This is a genomic window from Phenylobacterium sp., assembly GCF_019636135.1.
Classification (GTDB): domain Bacteria; phylum Pseudomonadota; class Alphaproteobacteria; order Caulobacterales; family Caulobacteraceae; genus Phenylobacterium.
This window is the reverse complement of sequence record NZ_JAHBYD010000037.1, coordinates 1-17,487: the sequence shown is the minus strand read 5'-3', so window position 1 is coordinate 17,487 and position 17,487 is coordinate 1. Positions and strand designations below refer to the sequence as shown.

The window sequence follows — 17,487 nt, the reverse complement described above, 5'->3', positions numbered from 1 at the left end:
AACCGTGACGCGAGGTCAGCGCGCCGGCTTCCCCTAAGCCCCGGCGCGCGCCTTGGCCGCCGGCGGCGGCTGCGGCCGGGCGAAGGTGAATTCCTCGTCCGAGGAGAGGTGCGGCTGGAAGCGGTAGCCGTCGGCGGCGAACGCCTTCAGGTCCGCGGCCTTCTTCAGCCGGTTGTCGATGGCGAAGCGGGCCATGGCCCCGCGCGCCCGCTTGGCGAAGAACGAGATCACCCGGGCCTCGCCGTCCTTTTCCTCCAGGAACCGGCACGAGACGACCGGGGCCTTCAGCGCCTTGCGGTCCACCGCGCCGAAGTATTCCGTCGAGGCGCAGTTCACGAGGGTGCGGTCCTTGTGGCCGGCGAGGTCCTCGTCCAGCTTCTCGGCGATCCGCGGGCCCCAGAAGTCGTAGAGGCTCTGGCCCCGCTTCGTCTTGATCCGCACCCCCATCTCCAGCCGGTAGGGCTGGATCGCGTCCATCGGCCGGAGCACGCCATAGAGCCCCGAGAGGATCCGCACATGGTCCTGGGCGAAGGCGAGCGCCTTCCTGTCCAGCTCCCGCGCCCTCAGCCCCAGGTAGACGTCGCCGTTGAACGCGAAGGCCGCCTGCACCCCGTCCTCGCTCTCCGGGTCGAAGGCCTGGAACCGCTCGCGGTTCAGCTTCGCCAGGTTGTCCGACAGGTCCATCATCCGCTTCAGGTCGACGGCCCGGAGCTTCTTCGCGGTCTTCGAGAGCTCGGCCGTGTGCTCGGGGAGCTGCGGCGCGGTCAGCGGCGCGGAGTCCGGCCCGGCGGTGAAGTTCAGCGCCTTGGCCGGGGAGAGGACGATCAGCATCGCCGATGCTTTGCCGCGACTTGGGGCCGGCGGCAACGACCTAGAAGAGGACCCGCGGATTCAGGATGCGTTTCGGATCCAGCGCGCGGCGGATCGCGCGCTGGGCCTCCAGCTCCACGGCCGACTTGTAGCGCGCGCCTTCCGCCGTCTTCATCGCGCCCAGGCCGTGCTCGGCGCTGATCGAGCCGCCCAGCTTCGCCACGATGTCGTGGACGATCCGGCTGCCCTCGTCGCGCCGCGCGGCGTGCTCGGCGTCCGAGCCGCCGTCGGGCCGCAGCACGTCGTAGTGGATGTTGCCGTCGCCGACGTGGCCGAAGGCGGCGATCCGCGCGCCCGGCGCGAAGGCCTGCATCGCCGCCGTCGCCTCGCCGAGGAACGCCGCCACCCGGCTGACCGGCACCGCCACGTCGTGCTTCCAGGTCGCGCCCTCGGGCTTCTGCGCCGGCGACTGGTTCTCGCGGATCGCCCACAGCGCCTTCGCCTGCGTGTCGGTCTGCGCCACGACGGCGTCGCGCACCAGCCCGGCCTCCAGCCCCGCCTCCAGGAACCGCGCCATCGCCGCCTCGGCCGAGCCCGGCTCGCCCGACGAGAACTCGGCCAGCACGTACCAAGGATGCGGCTCGCCCAGCGGATCGCGCGTCCCGGCGATGTTCTTCAGCGCGAAGTCGACGCCCAGGCGGCCCATCAGCTCGAACGCCTCGACCGCCCCGCCCGTCTCGTCCTTGGCCCGCGCCAGCAGCTTGATCGCATCCTCCGGCGTCGCCAGCCCGATCATCGCCACCGCCCGCGAGGCCATCACCGGATAGAGCTTCAGCGCCGCCGCCGTCACCACGCCCAGCGTCCCCTCGGCCCCGATCAGGAGCTGCTTCAGGTCGTAGCCGGTGTTGTCCTTGCGCAGGCGCTTCAGCCCGTTCCAGACCTCGCCGTTCGGCAGCACCGCCTCCAGCCCCAGCACCAGGCTCCGCGCCATGCCGTAGCGCAGCACCTGCGTGCCCCCGGCGTTGGTCGAGACCACGCCGCCGACCGTCGCCGTCCCTTCCGACGCCAGCCCCAGCGGGAACCGCCGGCGCACTTCGGCCGCCGCCGCATGCACCTCGGCGAGCGTCACGCCGGCCTCGGCCGTCAGCGCGTCGTCGAACGCATCGACCTCCCGGATCGCCCGCATCCGCTCGGTGGAGAGCAGGACTTCGCCCCGCGGGATTTGCCCGCCCACCAGGCCCGTGTTCCCGCCCTGCACCGTGATCGCCTGCCCCGCCTCGAAGCAGACGCCCACCACCGCGGCCACCTCATGGGTCGTCTTCGGCAGCGCCAGGAACGGCGTCGCCCCCACCCACCGGTCGCGCCACTCCACCAGCTTCGGCGCGATCCGCCCGGCGTCCTCGCTCCACCCGGCGGGGCCGAGCACGGCCTTCAGGCGGGAGATCACGTCGGCGGGGACGGGGGCAGTCATGGCCGAAACCTAAACTTCCGGCCCGCCGTTCACCAGTATATACTCCGATATATACCGGAGCCCGCCATGGCCATCCTGATCAAGAACCCCGAGGTCGAACGCAAGGCGCGCGAGCTGGCGAGCCGTCACGGCCTCAGCATCACCGCGGTCATCGACGGTGCGCTGGACCGAGCGCTGGCGGAGGCCCAGCCAAAGCCGCGGCCGACCGCGGCGGACATCCTCGCTGCGACAGCCCGCATGCGAGCCGAAGCGGGCATTCATCGCCCCCTGCCTCCCGTCACCAAGGCGGAGTGGGACGAGATCAATGAGGTTCCCGGCTTCGCGGAGGGCGAGGATTGATCGTCGTCGACTCGTCGGCGTTGGTCGCCATCGCTGGCGATGAGGCCGAGGCTGAGGTCTTCGCGGCTGTCCTGGGAACGGCTGACGCGATCCGGCTGTCGCCCATCAACTACGTCGAGACCGCGATGGTGTTGCTCAGCCGCAAGGTCGTGCCGAACCGCGATCGCCTCGACCTCTGGCTGTCGGAGGCCGGCGTGACGGTAAGCGATGACCTGCCGCTTTCAAGCTTGGCCTTGGACGCGTTTTTGAGGTTCGGAAAAGGCAACCATCCAGCCCGCCTCAACCTCGGCGACTGCTTCGCCTACGCCCTGGCCAAACGTCTCGACGCCCCCCTGCTCTACAAGGGCGACGACTTCGCCCAGACCGACATCCGCTCGGCGCTCTGAATTCGGCGAAGACGGACGAAGGCTGCAAGCGGACTCACTGGATTTCGGAGATGGGTGGGGCGTGGACTTCACCTTCCCCAACAAGTGTCATCCCGGTTTGGGCGTAGCCCAAGACCGGGACCCAACCATCGGGCGTGTCGACGGTGGAGGCCGGCCCCGACAGTCGAGGCCAGGGCACCACCCCAGAGCACCGGACGGTTGGGCCCCGGTCTTCGCCTACGGCGAAACCGGGATGACAACAGTGGGTGTCCGGACCCGCAACGGGCCGCAAACGGACATTGGCTTCAACGCTGAACCCTACCCCACGAACCCCGCCGCTCGCTTCAGGCGGTCGTTGATCGCCTCGCCCAACCCGTCGTCCGGGATCGGGGCGACCGCGATGCCGGCGGGGTTCGTGCGGTCGGCGGCGCGGAGGTAGGCGAAGAGGTTGGCGGCGGCTTCGGCGAGGTCGCCTGTCGGGCTGAGGTTCCAGGGGCCGCGCCCGCCCGGGCCGAACGACAGCCAGGCCTCGCCCGGCGCGGGCTCGGCGACCCCCAACCGCACCGGCGCGTTCGGCGCGTAGTGGCGCGCCAACCGGCCCGGCGAGCGCTTCGCGTCGGCCTCGGCGTCGGCCAGCGGCCCGACCACCGCCTCGATCTCGGCCCGCGTCACGGCGCCCGGCCGCAGCAGCCGCGCCTTATCCAGCAGCGCCACCACGGTCGACTCCAGCCCCACCGCGCACGGCCCGCCGTCCAGCGCCGCCGCCGCGGCGTCGCCGGTCTCCTCGACCGCATCTGCAAACGTCGTGGGGCTGGGCCGGCCCGAGCGGTTGGCCGAGGGCGCCACGACCGGCCGCCCCACCGCCGCCAGCAGCGCGTGCGCCAGCGGGTGCCCCGGCGCGCGCACCGCCACCGTGTCCAGCCCCGCCCGCGCGAGATCACACACCGCCTCGCCGTCCGCCACCGGGAGCACCAGCGTCAGCGGACCCGGCCAGAACGCCGCCGCCAGCGCCTCGGCCCGCGCGTCGAACACCGCGATCCGACGCGCCGTCGCCACGTCGGCCACATGCGCGATCAGCGGGTTGAAGCTGGGCCGGCCCTTGGCCGCATAGACCGCCGCCACTGCGCGCGGGTTCGCCGCGTCGGCCGCCAGGCCGTACACCGTCTCGGTCGGCATCAGCACGAGCCCGCCGGCGCGGATCGCCTCGGCGGCTAGGGCGACGCCCGCCGGGCCTTCGGGTCGATCCTTACGGTCACCCTGGCCGGGATCTGGTCGGTGTTCTGCCACTCGCCCTGTCCAACACCGAACGCGGTCCGGTCGAGGCTCGTTACACCGCTCACCGTCGCCCTGTCGCCGTCGATCGTGAGCCGGAACGGCAGCGACAGCGGCCTCGACACCCCGCGCAGCGCCACCGCCGCGTAACGGGCGCCCCCGCGCGCGGCCCCGCTCACTTCTTCACGAACTCCACCTCGAAGATCAGGTCGACGTCGTCCCCTGCGAAAGGCCGCCCGCCGTTCACGCCGAAGTCCGAGCGCTTGAACCGCCCCGCGCCGGAGAATCCCATCCGCGGGCCGCTGACCGGGAAGCCCGGCCCGTAGCCGTTGAACGCCACGTCCAGCGTCACCGGCCTGGTCACCCCGTGGAAGTTGAGGTCGCCCGTGAGCCGGCCCTTGCCGTCGGCCACGTCGCCGAGCCCGGTCGGATGATATGCGCAAGCGTGGCCGAACGACGGCGGTTTGTTTCGCCGGCGCCGCTTCCGCGGGCGCTCCGTCCCCGTTAGAACCCGCTCGACCAGAGAGGTTCCATGACCTTCCGCGCCCCCATCCGCGACCTCGCCTTCGCGCTCAAGACCGTCGGCCATCCGGAGCTGATCGCCCGCGCCTGGCCCGACCTGGACGACGACACCGTCCAGGCGGTGCTGGAGGCCGCCGGCGCCTTCGCCGACCACGAACTCGCGCCGCTGAACCGCCGGGGCGACCTGGAGGGCGCGCGCTACGAGAACGGCGTGGTCACCGCCGCGCCCGGCTTCGCCGACGCCTACCGCCGCTTCGTGGAGCAGGGCTGGAACTCGCTCTCCGCCGACCCGGAGCACGGCGGCCAGGGGCTGACCAAGGCCATGGAGCTCGCCGTCTTCGAGATGGTCCACGCGGCCAACATGGCCTTCGGCCTCTGCCCGATGCTGACCCAAGCGGCCATCGAGGCCCTGGCCCAGCACGGCACGGAGCGCCAGAAGCGCCTCGTCCTGCCGAAGCTCGTCAGCGGCGAGTGGACCGGCGCCATGTGCCTGACCGAGCCGCAGGCCGGCTCGGACCTCGCCGCCCTGACCGCCATCGCGCGGCCGGACGGGAACGGCGGCTGGCGCCTCTCGGGCCAGAAGATCTTCATCACCTGGGGCGACCACGACGCGGCCGACAATATCGCCCACCTGGTCATCGCCCGCACGCCCGACGCCCCGCCCGGGATCAAGGGCATCAGCCTGTTCCTCGCCACCAAGTTCGAAGTGAAGGACGACGGCTCCATCGGCGGGCGCAACGACTTCCGGCCCGCCTCCATCGAGCACAAGCTCGGCATCCACGGCTCGCCCACCTGCGTCATGCTCTACGAGGACGCCCGGGCCGAACTGGTCGGCGAGCTGGGCCAGGGCCTGGCCCACATGTTCGTCATGATGAACGCCGCGCGCCTGCAGGTGGGCGTCCAGGGCGTCGCCATCGCCGAGCGGGCCTTCCAGCAGGCGCTCAGCTTCAGCCAGGAGCGCCGGCAGGGCCGCGCGGCCTTCGAGGACGCCGGCGGCATGATCTACGGCCACCCGGACGTGCGCCGCACCCTGATGCTGATGAAGGCCCGGATCGAGGCGGCCCGCGGCGTCTGCCTGCTCACCGGCGTGCTCAGCGACCTCGCCGACCGCGCCGGGACCGAGGACGAGCGCGCGGCGGCCAAGGCGCGGCAGGAACTGCTCACCCCCATCGCCAAGGCCTGGTCCACCGACGTCGGCGTCGAGGTGGCCTCGGCCGGCGTGCAGGTGCATGGCGGCATGGGCTTCATCGAGGAGACCGGCGCGGCCCAGCACTACCGCGACGCGCGCATCGCCCCGATCTACGAGGGCACCAACGGCATCCAGGCCATGGACCTGATCGGCCGCAAGCTGCGCGCCAACGGCGGCGAGACGCTGCGCGCCCTCTGCGCCGAGATGGCGCTGACCGCCGATCTCCTGACCGGGACCGCCGAGCTAGCCCCCGTCGGCCGCCGCCTCGCCGCCGGGATCGCCGCCCTGGAACGCGCCGCCGACCAGGCGCTGGCGGCCGACAACATCGCCGCGCTGGCCATGGCCACGCCGTTCCTGAAGCTGGCCGGCGACGTCGTGGGCGGCTGGATCCTCGGCCGCCAGGCTCTCGCCGCCGCCGGCTCGGACGATCCCTGGCTGAAGACCAAGGGCGCGCTCGCCCGCCTCTACGCCAGCCAGGTGCTCACCGCCGCCCCCGGCCTCGCCGACGGCCTCGCCGAGAGCGGCGACGACCTCGCCGCCACCCCGGCCCACGCCCTGGCGGGCTGAGGATCAGCCGGCGTCGCGTGCGCCGCAGGCGCTATTCTTCCACCACCAAGAGCACGAAGATCACCAAGGGATCGAGAGGCGCTACGCCCAGCTCACCCGCGACGCCTTCGTGATCTTGGTGCTCTTCGTGGTTGAATCGAAACGGCGCTGACGCGCCCGCGAAGCGCGATCGCGCCTACGCCGCCGCGAGCGACGGCAGGTCGTGGAGCGAGCGGTCCAGGCCCGCGCCCATCAAGTCGATGAAGTTGTCGCGGTAGAACCTGCGTCTGGCCGCGTCGGATACGCCGTCGAGGTTCTCGTTGAACCGCTTCAGCGGGTTGCGCCCGCCCTCCACGTGCGGGAAGTCGGACGAGAACAGCACCATCTCCTCGCCCGAATTGGCCATGATCCAGGCCACGTCCTCGTGCGGATAGGGCGTGACGCGAAGCTGGCGGCGCAGGATCTCGCTGGGCGTGCCGGAGAGCGCCTGCAGCCGCGCCTCGCGCCCGAAGGCCGCGACGCCCGAGTCCAGGAACTTCATCAGGCTGGGCAGCCACGACGCCCCCAGCTCGATCGCGCCGAACTTCAGCCGCGGGAAGCGGTCGAACACCCCGTCGATCACCAGGGCCGACAGCGTCTGCCAGACCGAAAGCGGGATCGCCATGAAGGTGAGCGAGGTGAAGTTCTCGTCGCCGCCGTGGAAGTCCTTCACGAAGGGCAGCCCGTTCTCCAGGTAGTCGCGGGCCATCTTCTCCTCGCCGCCGACGTGGAAGAGGATCGGCAGGCCCGCCTCCTCAGCCACCGCCCACAGCGGGTCGAGCTCGCGGTGGCTGGGCGAGAAGCCCGGCGGATGCCGCGACGGGACCACCAGCCCCTTGGCGCCCAGCGCGATGGCCTCGCGCGCGATCTGCGGCGCCCGCGCCCGGTCGATCAGCGGCACGTAGCCGGTGGCCAGCAGGCGGCGGTCCACCGAGCAGAACTCGGCCATCATCCGGTTGTGGGCGCGGGCCGCCTCGACGGCCAGCTCCACCTCGCCCATCTGCTCCAGGCCGAAGTTCGACAGGCACGCCGTCGTGAACACGAGCTGGCTGGTGAAGCCCAGGTAGTCCAGCGTCTTCGGCCGGTCGCTCGCCTCGAAGGCGCCCAGCGCCTCGTAGTTCTTGCGCAAGAGGATGTTGGCCTCGGCCCCGGCGCGGAACTCGGGGTCCCGGGCCTTCTCGGCGGCCTTGGCGAACCACTCGGGCAGCACGTCCTTGCGGCCCGTCTTCTCCACGAAGGCGTCGCGGAATTTCGGGTCGAGGTAGCGGTTGACCGTGCCCGGCAGTTCCATCACGTGGCTGTCGGCGTCGTGTACCGTCTGGCCTTCGACGTACGGCATGGCATACCTCCCGCGATGTCTTCTGGTCGTTCCGAGCATTCCGGACTTTCAAATTCCGCCCGTCAAGGCTGGCCCGCCGGATTCTGGGACCGCCACCCCGCCGAGGTCGCCGCGGACCTCATCGGCTGGACGGTGCTGGTGAACGGCGTCGGCGGCCGGATCGTCGAGACCGAGGCCTACCACCACGAGGACCCCGCCTCGCACAGCCACTCGGGGCCTACGCCGCGCAACGCGGTGATGTTCGGCCCGCCCGCCCACCTCTACGTCTACCGCTCCTACGGCATCCACTGGTGCATGAACTTCGTCTGCTGGTCGGGCGCGCCCGGCGGCGCCGTCCTCGTCCGCGCCCTTGAACCCACCCGCGGCCTGGACGTCATGTCCGAGCGCCGGCTGGCCTCCGATCCGCGCGCCCTCTGCTCCGGCCCCGGCAAGCTCTGCCAGGCGCTGGCCGTCACCCGCGACCACAACGGCGCAGCCCTCGACCGCGCGCCCTTCGCGCTCACGCCCGGTCCGGCGGCGGGGGTCGTCGTCGGCCCCCGCATCGGCATCACCAAGGCGGTGGACGTGCCCTGGCGCTTCGGAGAGGCCGGCTCCCGTTTCGCCAGCCGCCCGTTCCGCGTCTCCTAGCCGGCACGCCCCGGCCGCCGCGGCGGCCTCGGATCCGAAAAACGACCACGGTTCGCAGAACGCACTTTTCAGGTCATCCGATTTGGCTTCTAGTCGGTCTGCACGGGAAATAGGCAATCACTGCACGGGGGACGTGCAGTTTGGGGGACATCGTTCGATGTTGCGAAGGCTTTTGCTCGCCTCTGTGCTGGCGCCGTTCATCCTTCTGGGTTCCGGCGCGACCGCGGCGGACCATGCGGAATCGCCGGGGGCGGACGCCGACCAGGCCGCCGACCTGGCCGACGTCTTCCTCTTCACGTCGCCCGAGAATCCGCGCCGCCTCGTCGCGGCGATCACCTTCGGCGGCCGATCCGGGCCGCGGTCGCGCATCGACCAGAGCTTCGTCTGCGACACGCGGGTGGTCTACGTCCTGAACATCGAGCGGGCGAACGCCGCCGGGACCTTCGCGAACCAGCCCACCTTCCAGGTCGCCGGCCGGTTCGGGACCGTGGTGGCCACGGGCCGCTGCGGCGCGCTGCGGCTCGAGAACGTGCCCGGCGCGGGCGGGACCTTCGACGGGCCGATCGAGACCGTCTTCACCTCCTCGACCGGACTGAAGGCTTTCGCCGGCCTGCGCAACGATCCGTTCTTCTTCGATGGCGAGGGTTACAACGGCATGATCGCCGCGTTCGACGGGCCGCCGCCCGCGGGCGGCTATCTCGTCAACGCGTTCGGCCTGGGGCAGCGCGCGCGGCGCGATTCGTTCGCCAACCGCAACGTCTCGGTGATCGTCTTCGAGATCGACCTCGACACCGTCGCGCCGGCCGTGAACGGCGTAAGACCGAAGATCCAGGTCTGGGCGACCACCGCCCGGAAGACCTCGTAGGCGGAGGCGGGCATGCACAGCACAGCGCGCACCGTCCCGACGCTCGCCGCCCTCGCGGCCGCGGGCCTCCTCGCCGCCTGCAACGGCGGATCCGACGACAGCCCGCCGCCGACGCGGACGGCGTCCAGCCCCTATGCCTTCGAGGAGGCGTCCGCCAATTCGGCGCTCTACGTGCGGGTCGACCGCACCGGCGCGCCGGCCGTCGCCACGGCCCTGCTCTCGCGCGGCGCCCTGACCATCACCGGCGTCGGCGGCGGGATCCTCAACCCGGCCAACGCCGCCAACACCTTCAACGACCAGCGCGACCAGTTGAACCGCGGCGACCCCGTCAACGACGCCCGCGACTTCGCCGGCACGTTCGTGGCGGGGCCGCAGTCGAACTCGCTGAAGAACATCCACTTCAAGCTCAACGCCGAGCTTCGGGCGCTCGGCCTCACGCCCTGCTCGACGATCCCGGCGGGCGGCGCGGCGACCAACGCCGACGTCAACGTCGACACCTGCGTGGCCCAGGCGGCGCCGGCGATCATCCCGGACGTGATCGTGTTCGACCCCAACCGGCCCGACGGCTTCCCGAACGGGCGGACCTACGACGACCCGGTGGCCGACCGCATCCTGGCGGCCGCGCTCCTGCGGCTCGTGCCGGACGGCGCGACGCCGGCGCCGCACCACATCGACAGCCTGCTGGGCGTCATCGACACCTGGAACGGGCCGGCGGGACAGCCCTGCGCCTCGCCCTGCCGCTTCACCGGCGACGAGACCAACACCTTCTCGCCGGCGACCTTCCCCTTCCTGCGGCCGGCCTATCCGTGACCGCGGCGCGCGGCCCGTCCCCGGCGGGATCGGGGGCGGGATCGGGGGCGGGAGTTGGACGCATGGGTCGCGCCCTCGCTGCGACGCTGGCGGCCGCGGCGCTGCCGTGGCTGTCGTCCTGCGCGCCGCAGAAGGCCGCCGCGGTCGCCGCGCCGACGCCCGCGCCGCCCACCTTCGCCAGGATGCTCGCCGACTACAATGCCGCCGTCGCGTCCGGCGAGGCCCAGACGAAGGCGCGCCTCTCCAGCGCCCTGGTCCCGCTGGAGCTCGCCGGCATCTACACCGAGCGCGCCCGGCTGACCGGCGACTACGACGACTACGCCCGCGCCGAGGACCTGCTCGCCCGCATCGAGGCCGAGTTGCAGCCCTCCGACGAGCTCTGCCTGGCCAAGGCGCGGCTGCACTTCGCCCTCCACCGCCTCGCCAGGGCCAAGGCGGTGCTCGACGCCTGCCCGCACGTCGCCGGCCGGCCCGAGGACCTCGCGCTCCGCGCCGACATCGCCTTCTACTCGGGCCGCTACAGGGACGCCGGCGTCATCTATCGCGCGCTCGCGAACCGGACCGACACGCCGCAGGCCTTCACCCAGCTCGCCCTCTACAGCGCCAAGACCGGCGCGCCCGGCGAGGCCCTGGCGTTCTTCGAGGCCGCGGAAAAGCGCTACCACGGCACGTCGCCCATCCAGCTCAGTTGGTATGCGCTGCAGCGCGGCCTCGTGGAGATGGACCGCGGGCGGTTCGACGAGGCGCGCGCCCTCTTCGCGCTGGCCGACCAGCGGATGCCCGGCTACTGGCTCAACGAGGAGCACATGGCCGAGATCACCCACTTGCGGGGTGACGACGCCGCCGCCAGGCGGCTCTACGAGGCGGTCGTGAAGAAGACCCCCGCGCCGGAATATCTGGACGCGCTCGCGGCCCTGGAGACGCCGCAGGCGGCGAAGCCGCTGCTCGACCGCGCCGAGGCCATCTACGACGCGCGGGCCAGGCGCTTCCCCGAAGCCATCGCCGGCCACGCCCTCGACCACTACCTGAGCGCCGCGCCGCAGCCGGCCAGGGCGCTCGGCCTCGCCGAGGCCAACTTCGCGAACCGCCCGTACGGCGACGCCGCCGTCGCGCTCGCCAAGGCCTATCTGCTGAACGGCCGCGCCGGGGACGCCCGGCGCCTGCTCGACCGCCAGCTCGCGCAGGGCTGGGACACCGCCGAAGCTTGGTGGACGCTGTCGCTCGCCGCCAGGGCCGCCGGCGATCCGGCCCGCGCAAAGGCCGCCGCCGACGCCGCGCTCCAGCGCAACGCGCAGAGCGCCAGCCAGTACGCCTTCGCGTTCTGACGGGCCCTGGGGCGAATCCGCGTTCGCGGTATCCCGCGCCTTCCATTCCCCTGAACGTCATGGCCGGGCCTGTCCCGGCCATCCATGCACACCGATCTCGCCGGGGCTGGCGGAGACGTCGCCGCGGCGAGGGCTTGCGGCGCCTGAGTTCATGGATGGCCGGGACAGGCCCGGCCATGACGTTCCTGAGGAGGACGCGGATTCGGCAGGGCGCCGCTGAATGGGTTGGCCCTAGTTGAACACCTTCGGCAGGGCGGTCGCGTCGTCGAGTTCGTGCGGGTTGATGGCCAGGGCCCTGGCGCGTTCGCGCGCGGCCAGGCGCCTGTCGCCTGCGGCGGCGTAGACCTGCGCGGCCACGCCATGCAGTTGGGCGGTGTTCCACGCCGTCTTCAGCACCGGTTCGATCGCCTGCCGCGCCTCCGACGGGCGGCCGGCCTTCAGCAGCGCCTCGGCCAGCAGGGCGTTCGAGTCGCCGTTGGGCCGCGCCGCATGGTTGCGCCGCGCGATCTCCAGGGCCCGCTCCGGGTCGCCGGCGGCGAGGTAGTGGTCGAGCGCATGGCCGTAGGCGGCCTCGGGCAGCAGCTTCAGCCGGCGCTCCCACTCGGTCGCGGCCTTCGCGCGCCAGGCCGCCGCGCCGGCCGCGTCGCCGCGGCCCTCGGCGATGCCGGCCAGCGCGTCCATGAACTCCGGGTTGCCCGTGCGCCGCACGATGTCGGCGTACATCGCCTCGGCCTCGGCGGCCTGGCCCTTGAGCGTCAGCGCCTCGGCGATGTGCTCCTGGATCACGTAGTAGCCGGGGAACAGCGCGTCGGCCCTGCCGAAGTAGGAGAGCGCCCGGTCCCACTGCCCGCGCTCCAGGTAGAGCGTGCCCTTCTGCAGCTCGACGTTGGCGCGGAATTGCATCGTCGGCATCCGGCTCGCCCGCACCGCGGCGTCGAAGAACCGCTCGGCCTCGCCGAGCCGCCCGGTCTTGGTGAAGTAGACCGCCCAGCGGAACGCCGTGCCCGCCCCGGACTCCAGCGCGTCGGCCGCCCGGTAGCGCGTCTGCGCGGCCTTCAGGTCGCCGCGGTAGAAGGCGATGTCGCCACGCAACGCCATCGCCTCGGCCCGCTCCATGGCGTCGGGCGGCACGGCGTAGCGGTCGATGGCGTCCAGCGTCCGCTCGGCGGCGTCCAGCCGGTGCAGCGTGAAGTGCAGCGCCGCCTGCGTCAGGTGCGGGCCGGAGCCCGCCGGCGCCAGCGCGAACGCCTGGTCCAGCGCCGCCTGCGCCGCCGCATAGTCGTCGAACGAGCCGGTCAGCCGCGCCCGCGTCGACCAGCGCCGCGACAGCCCTTCCAGGAACACCCACTCGCCCGGATGCTCGGCGACGCGCGCCTTGGCGGCGGCGAGGCCGGCGTCGGCGCGGGCCAGCGCGTCGTCGAAGGTCCGCGGCGCATCGTCGGGCAGCTTCATCGTCCGCAGGGCCGCGGGCGGCAGGCGGGGCGCGACGTCGGCCGGCGGCGCGGCCAGGCGCTCGACCGCCAGCACGCTCGCCACCGCCAGCGGCGGGACGGCGAGCCAGAGCCAGCGGGGCGACGGTGCGGCGAGCTTCACGTCAGCCGCCCGGCCGGGCGCAGATCGACAGGCCCAGGCGCTGGAAGTCGTCCTGCAGCGCATTGGCCAGCACCGCCAGCGTCGAGGTGATCTCGTTCACGTACTTCGCCGTCCCGTCGATCGCCGGGCTGTCGTCGTTGTAGGCGTTCTTGGCGGACGAGCCGATCAGCGCGGTCGCGATGGCCGGCATGCCCATCCGGTCCACCTGGACGTAGGCCGAGGCCGGATCGGTGCGGAAGTTGAAGTTCGAGCCGCCCGTCGCCGCCGGCGCCCCGCCGTGCGGCGCGGCCAGGTACGGGAACTCGGAGCGGAACGCCACGTCGTTGGCCTGCGGCCCGAGCTGGCGCTGCGCCAGGGTGTTGGCGTCGTGCTTGGTCAGGTCGAGGAAGATCCAGGCCAGCTCGATGTCGATCACCGAGTCGGTCAGCCGCCGCCCGTTCGGGAAGCCGGCCGGCTGGGCGAGGTCGATCTTGATCGTGTCGGGCACCACCAGGTTGGCCACGCTGGGCCCGCCGGGCCTGACCGGCTGGTCCAGGCAGTTCTGCACGTTGAGCGACGCGCCGGGCGGGGCGGTCGAGGGCCGGTCGACCACGTCGGCGCCGCTGCCGCCGCTGCAGGCGGCGAGGACGAGCGGAAGGGCGAGCGCGGCCGCGAGGGCCGGGGCGGTGCGGCGGATCATTGCAACTGCCCCCCGATGCGGGCGCTGGTCACCCAGATGTCGAGCCGGTGGCCCGGGACCTCAATGCGGCTGCGCGGGATCTGGATCACCATCGCCGTGTCGTTCTGGCCGGTGAAGAAGCTGCGCGTGTTCACGAACGACAGCGTCCCGCTCGACCGCGTGTCGCGGAAGCCCTGCAGGTCGAAGAAGAACGGGTCGTCGTAGAGGCCCGCCCGCGCCAGGATCCCGTTGCGGGTCAGCGTGGTCTCCACCGGCCCCACCAGCGCGGGGCCGCCGTCGGGCAGGCCGGTGACCTCGACCCCGGTGTTGCCGGCGGCGTCCTGGCCGAAGCGGAAACGGATCTGGATCTCGGCGTCGGTGGGCGCGCCGTTGTTGGAGATGTTGATCGTATAGAGCACGTCGCGGTCGTAGATCGGCGCCTGGTCGCGCGGGGCGGGGCCCGCGAACGTGAGCGCCAGCACCAGGTTGTCGGCGGTGTGCCAGGCGTAGATGTCGGCGATGTCGGCCGAGCGATCGGGCGTCGTGTCGAACGCCGGATCGGTCCGCGTCGGGGGATCCAGGTGGTCGGCGGCCACCGCGCGCCGATCCGATGTCGAGAGCGCCAGCAAGGCAGCCCCCATGAGGCCCGCCACCGCGGACACGCGACCCAAGCGAACGTTCACCACTCTCACCCCCAGCAGGCGACGTGTCTCATAGTACGTTCGCCGAACCAGGGCAGACGAGTCCAGTCAACTGTTGGGCGAAATCGCGCCTGCTTTCCCGGCGCCGGGGCCCGCGCCCGCCGCAGACGCGGGCCACGTCCCGGACTTGCGCCCTGCCGCTCCCCCGAACGTCATGGCCGGCCTTGTGCCGGCCATCCGGAGACACCGATCCCGGCAGGCTCGCAGCGGCGCCCGCCGCGGGCCGCTCCCGTACGTCGGCGCGTCTGGATGGCCGGGACAGGCCCGGCCATGACGCTCAGGGAGGAGAGTGGGGGGCAGAACCGCCCCCCAACACGAAGGCCCACGAACGCGCCCTGCCGGCCCGCAGTCCGCAGCCCTCTTCCTGCACGAGCCCTTCGGCCTGTCCGCCGCACAGGCGCGTTCGTGGCCTTCGTGTCCGTTCGTGGTCGAATCAAGCGCGCGCCGCGCACGCCCTCTCTCCCCCGTACGTCATGGCCGGCCTTGTGCCGGCCACCCATGAACGCCGATCCTGGCAGGTTCGCAGCGGCGCCCGCCGCGGGCCGCTCCCGTACGTCGGCGCGCCTGGATGGCCGGGACAGGCCCGGCCATGACGTTCAGGGGGAACCCCGAACGAACACGAACGCGCCCGGGGCTCGCCGCTCAGCCGTCGGAGGCGCGGGGCATCAGAGCTGCGCCAGCATGTAGTCGGCGGCGGAGACCTTGAATTCGCCGCCCTGCTCGACGTTCAGCTCCTTCACCACGCCGTCCTTCACGACCATCGAGTAGCGCTGCGAGCGCGGGCCCATGCCGAAGCGGCTGCCGTCCAGCTCCAGGCCCACGGCCTTGGTGAAGTCGCCGTTGCCGTCGGCCAGCATGACGATGTCGTCGCCCACCGCCTGGTCCTCGCCCCAGGCGCGCATCACGAAGGCGTCATTCACCGACAGGCAGGCGATGGTGTCGACGCCCTTGCCCTTCAGGTCGGGGGCATGCTGCTTGAAGCCCGGCAGGTGCTTGGCCGAGCAGGTGGGCGTGAACGCGCCCGGCACGGCGAACAGCGCCACCGTCTTGCCCGCGAAGAAGTCGTCGGCGCCGACCGGCTTCGGGCCTTCGGCCGTGGCCTGCGTCAGGGTGATGCTGGGCAGCTTGTCGCCAACCTTGATGGTCATTTCTCGGTCTCCTCGGAAGGGTTCGACGCGCAGATAACCGGGAAAGCCCGCCGGCGGTAACCCGGATTTCTCGGATACGGGCGCTGCGCCCTTGAAGTCGCCACGTTCCCGCAGAATCCTGAGCGCGATGGAAGGCGCCTTCCTCAACGGCCAGATGCTCATCGCCATGCCCGGGATCGGCGATCCCCGGTTCGAGCGGTCGCTCATCCTGATCTGCGCGCACGACGCCGGCCACGCGATGGGCATCGCCGTGAACCGGCCGGTCGAGGGCCTGACCGTGCCCGACCTGCTGGAGCGCCTCGAGATCGGCGCCACGGCGGAGATGGAGGACGACCCGGTGCTGATGGGCGGGCCGGTCGAGGTCGGTCGCGGCTTCGTGCTCCACACCGACGACTACCGCGCCGAGCACAGCCTGGACGTCGAGGGCGGGCTGGCGCTCACCGCCACCCGCGAGGTGCTGGAGGCGATGGGCGGGCGGGGCCGCCGGCCGCGCCGCTCGATCCTGGCCCTGGGCTACGCCGGCTGGGGCGCGGGCCAGCTCGAGAACGAGCTGCGCCACAACGTCTGGCTGACCTGCGAGGCCGACGAGGAGCTCGTCTTCGGCGACGACCACGCGACCAAGTGGGCCCGCGCGCTCGCCAAGCTGCGGATCGACCCGAAGTTCCTCAGCGCGGAGGGCGGCCGGGCGTAGGCGCCGACCAGCCGCCGCCGAGCGCCTGGTAGAGCGACACCGCCGCGTTCAGCCGGTCGGCCCGCACCTGCACCAGCAGGAGGTCCGTCGCCAGCAGGCCGCGCTGTGCTTCGAGCTGGTCGAGGTAGGGCGAATAGCCCGCGCGATAGCGGCTCTCCGCCAGCCGGTACGCTTCCGCCAGCGCCGCCCGTTGCACCGTGACTTCCCGCTCCTGCTCGGCCACCCGCTGTACGGCGGCCAGCGCGTCCTCCACCTCGCGGAAGGCGTTGAGCGCGGTCTTGCGGTAGGCGAAGGCGGCCTGGTCGCGCCGCGCCACGGCGGCGTCCTGCTGCGCCCGCAGCCGGCCGGTGTCGAAGATCGGCGCCAGCACGCTGCCGCCCAGCGAGAAGACGCCGATCTCGTCGCTCAGCAGGCTCGAGGCGACGTAGCCGCCGTTGGCGGTGAGCTGGACGTTCGGCAGGAACGCCGCCCGGGCCGCATCCAGCGAGCGGTCGGCGCCGGCCAGCGCGTGCTCGGCCTGCGCCACGTCGGGCCTGCGCCGCAGCAGCGCCGAGGGCAGGCCCGGCGGAACCGTCGGATGGACCAGGGCCTCCAGCGCCGCGCCGCGCGCGATCGCCCGCGGGTCGTCGCCCAGCAGCAGGCTGAGCCCGTCCTCCTGCCGCCGGATCGCCAGTTCCACGACCGGGATCTGCTGGGCGGTGGCGCGGTAGTCGGCCTCCGCCTGGCGCAGGTCGAGCTGCGTCCCGTAGCCGGCCTCCGCGCGGCGGCGGATCAGCTTCAGCGCCGCCTCGCGCGCCGCCACCGTCTCGCGCAGCACCACCAGCCGCGCATCCAGCCCGCGCAAGGTAATGTAGCCGCCGGCCGCCGACGCGGCGACCGCGAGCCGGACGTTGTCGCGCGCCGCCTCCGTCGCCAGCAGGGCCTCCCGCGCCGCGCCGCTCGACGCCGCCAGCCGGCCGAAGAGGTCGGTGTCGTACGACACCTGCGCCACCGCCTGGCCCGCCGTCTGCTCCCGCGGCTGGCCGAACGGGCTCACGTCGCGCTGCCGGCCGCCGCCGGCCGCAACCGCGAAGCCGGGCAGCCGCTGCGCCTCGGCGAGCCGGAACTGCGCCCGGGCCTCCGCCACCCGGCCGGCGGCGATGGCGATGTCGGTGTTGGCGGCGAGCGCGCGCTCGAC

At 72.5% G+C, this 17,487-nt stretch carries 19 protein-coding genes; 8 read left to right on the top strand and 11 right to left on the bottom strand.

Features of this window, described 5'->3' with window-relative positions; genetic code table 11:
• Positions 1–33: 33 nt before the first annotated feature.
• Together yaaA and KF737_RS20110 are read right to left on the bottom strand one after the other, a co-directional pair.
• Positions 34–831 (bottom strand): peroxide stress protein YaaA, encoded by a 798-nt coding sequence (gene yaaA, locus KF737_RS20115; RefSeq protein ID WP_296459417.1) that lies wholly within the window; start codon positions 829–831, stop codon positions 34–36.
• A gap of 40 nt (positions 832–871) precedes the next feature.
• Positions 872–2,281: an FAD-binding oxidoreductase gene (locus tag KF737_RS20110; protein ID WP_296459414.1), complete on the bottom strand. Its 1,410-nt coding sequence runs from the start codon at positions 2,279–2,281 to the stop codon at positions 872–874.
• A 66-nt stretch (positions 2,282–2,347) separates the two neighbouring features.
• Between KF737_RS20110 and KF737_RS20105 the strand changes: the two genes are divergently transcribed.
• Positions 2,348–2,620 carry a type II toxin-antitoxin system VapB family antitoxin gene (locus KF737_RS20105; RefSeq protein ID WP_296459410.1) on the top strand — a complete coding sequence of 91 codons (273 nt, stop codon included), beginning with the start codon at positions 2,348–2,350 and terminating at the stop codon, positions 2,618–2,620.
• Positions 2,617–3,006, top strand: coding sequence for a type II toxin-antitoxin system VapC family toxin (locus KF737_RS20100; RefSeq protein WP_296459407.1), 390 nt, complete (start codon positions 2,617–2,619; stop codon positions 3,004–3,006). The genes KF737_RS20105 and KF737_RS20100 overlap by 4 nt, the downstream gene beginning before the upstream one ends.
• Before the next feature lie 297 nt (positions 3,007–3,303).
• Here KF737_RS20100 and KF737_RS20095 read toward each other — a convergent pair whose 3' ends face one another.
• The 3 genes from KF737_RS20095 to KF737_RS20085 are packed head-to-tail and all read right to left on the bottom strand — an operon-like array spanning position 3,304 to position 4,669.
• Positions 3,304–4,185, bottom strand: a complete 882-nt coding sequence (locus KF737_RS20095; RefSeq protein WP_296459496.1) for an L-threonylcarbamoyladenylate synthase — start codon at positions 4,183–4,185, stop codon at positions 3,304–3,306.
• An 11-nt stretch (positions 4,186–4,196) separates the two neighbouring features.
• Positions 4,197–4,436, bottom strand: coding sequence for a YceI family protein (locus tag KF737_RS20090; protein ID WP_296459405.1), 240 nt, complete (start codon positions 4,434–4,436; stop codon positions 4,197–4,199).
• Positions 4,433–4,669 (bottom strand): YceI family protein, encoded by a 237-nt coding sequence (locus tag KF737_RS20085; RefSeq protein ID WP_296459402.1) that lies wholly within the window; start codon positions 4,667–4,669, stop codon positions 4,433–4,435. Before KF737_RS20085 ends, KF737_RS20090 begins: the two co-directional genes overlap by 4 nt.
• A gap of 120 nt (positions 4,670–4,789) precedes the next feature.
• Here KF737_RS20085 and KF737_RS20080 point away from each other — a divergent pair, with 120 nt between their 5' ends.
• The gene (locus tag KF737_RS20080) at positions 4,790–6,535 is read left to right on the top strand and encodes an acyl-CoA dehydrogenase (RefSeq protein ID WP_296459399.1); all 1,746 of its coding nucleotides are present in this window, start codon (positions 4,790–4,792) and stop codon (positions 6,533–6,535) included.
• Positions 6,536–6,710: 175 nt separating this feature from the next.
• On the opposite strand, the gene KF737_RS20075 is transcribed toward KF737_RS20080, so the two are convergent.
• Positions 6,711–7,892 (bottom strand): amidohydrolase family protein, encoded by a 1,182-nt coding sequence (locus KF737_RS20075; protein WP_296459396.1) that lies wholly within the window; start codon positions 7,890–7,892, stop codon positions 6,711–6,713.
• A 15-nt stretch (positions 7,893–7,907) separates the two neighbouring features.
• Between KF737_RS20075 and KF737_RS20070 the strand changes: the two genes are divergently transcribed.
• The 4 genes from KF737_RS20070 to KF737_RS20055 all read left to right on the top strand — a co-directional run bounded on the left by KF737_RS20070 (position 7,908) and on the right by KF737_RS20055 (position 11,519).
• Positions 7,908–8,519 carry a DNA-3-methyladenine glycosylase gene (locus tag KF737_RS20070; RefSeq protein WP_296459394.1) on the top strand — a complete coding sequence of 204 codons (612 nt, stop codon included), beginning with the start codon at positions 7,908–7,910 and terminating at the stop codon, positions 8,517–8,519.
• Between the two features lie 157 nt (positions 8,520–8,676).
• Positions 8,677–9,384 (top strand): DUF4331 family protein, encoded by a 708-nt coding sequence (locus KF737_RS20065; protein WP_296459392.1) that lies wholly within the window; start codon positions 8,677–8,679, stop codon positions 9,382–9,384.
• Between the two features lie 12 nt (positions 9,385–9,396).
• Complete coding sequence (locus KF737_RS20060) at positions 9,397–10,194, top strand: hypothetical protein (protein WP_296459389.1); 798 nt, start codon at positions 9,397–9,399, stop codon at positions 10,192–10,194.
• Between the two features lie 62 nt (positions 10,195–10,256).
• Positions 10,257–11,519: a hypothetical protein gene (locus KF737_RS20055; protein ID WP_296459386.1), complete on the top strand. Its 1,263-nt coding sequence runs from the start codon at positions 10,257–10,259 to the stop codon at positions 11,517–11,519.
• A gap of 231 nt (positions 11,520–11,750) precedes the next feature.
• Here the strand turns inward: KF737_RS20055 and KF737_RS20050 are convergent, their stop codons facing one another.
• The 4 genes from KF737_RS20050 to KF737_RS20035 all read right to left on the bottom strand — a co-directional run bounded on the left by KF737_RS20050 (position 11,751) and on the right by KF737_RS20035 (position 15,619).
• The gene (locus KF737_RS20050; protein WP_296459383.1) at positions 11,751–13,112 is read right to left on the bottom strand and encodes a tetratricopeptide repeat protein; all 1,362 of its coding nucleotides are present in this window, start codon (positions 13,110–13,112) and stop codon (positions 11,751–11,753) included.
• 1 nt (position 13,113) lies between these two features.
• Positions 13,114–13,791 carry a DUF4331 family protein gene (locus tag KF737_RS20045; RefSeq protein ID WP_296459380.1) on the bottom strand — a complete coding sequence of 226 codons (678 nt, stop codon included), beginning with the start codon at positions 13,789–13,791 and terminating at the stop codon, positions 13,114–13,116.
• Entirely contained in the window at positions 13,788–14,411 is a 624-nt protein-coding gene (locus tag KF737_RS20040; RefSeq protein ID WP_296459377.1) for a DUF4331 family protein, read from the bottom strand. The genes KF737_RS20045 and KF737_RS20040 overlap by 4 nt, the downstream gene beginning before the upstream one ends.
• Before the next feature lie 725 nt (positions 14,412–15,136).
• Positions 15,137–15,619, bottom strand: coding sequence for a peroxiredoxin (locus tag KF737_RS20035; RefSeq protein WP_296459372.1), 483 nt, complete (start codon positions 15,617–15,619; stop codon positions 15,137–15,139).
• Between the two features lie 127 nt (positions 15,620–15,746).
• Between KF737_RS20035 and KF737_RS20030 the strand changes: the two genes are divergently transcribed.
• On the top strand, positions 15,747–16,310 hold the full coding sequence (locus KF737_RS20030; protein WP_296459369.1) for a YqgE/AlgH family protein: 564 nt from the start codon (positions 15,747–15,749) through the stop codon (positions 16,308–16,310).
• Here the strand turns inward: KF737_RS20030 and KF737_RS20025 are convergent.
• Positions 16,285–17,487, bottom strand: a 1,203-nt coding sequence (locus tag KF737_RS20025; RefSeq protein WP_296459367.1) for an efflux transporter outer membrane subunit, incomplete at its 5' end; no start/stop codon positions are given. The genes KF737_RS20030 and KF737_RS20025 overlap by 26 nt on opposite strands.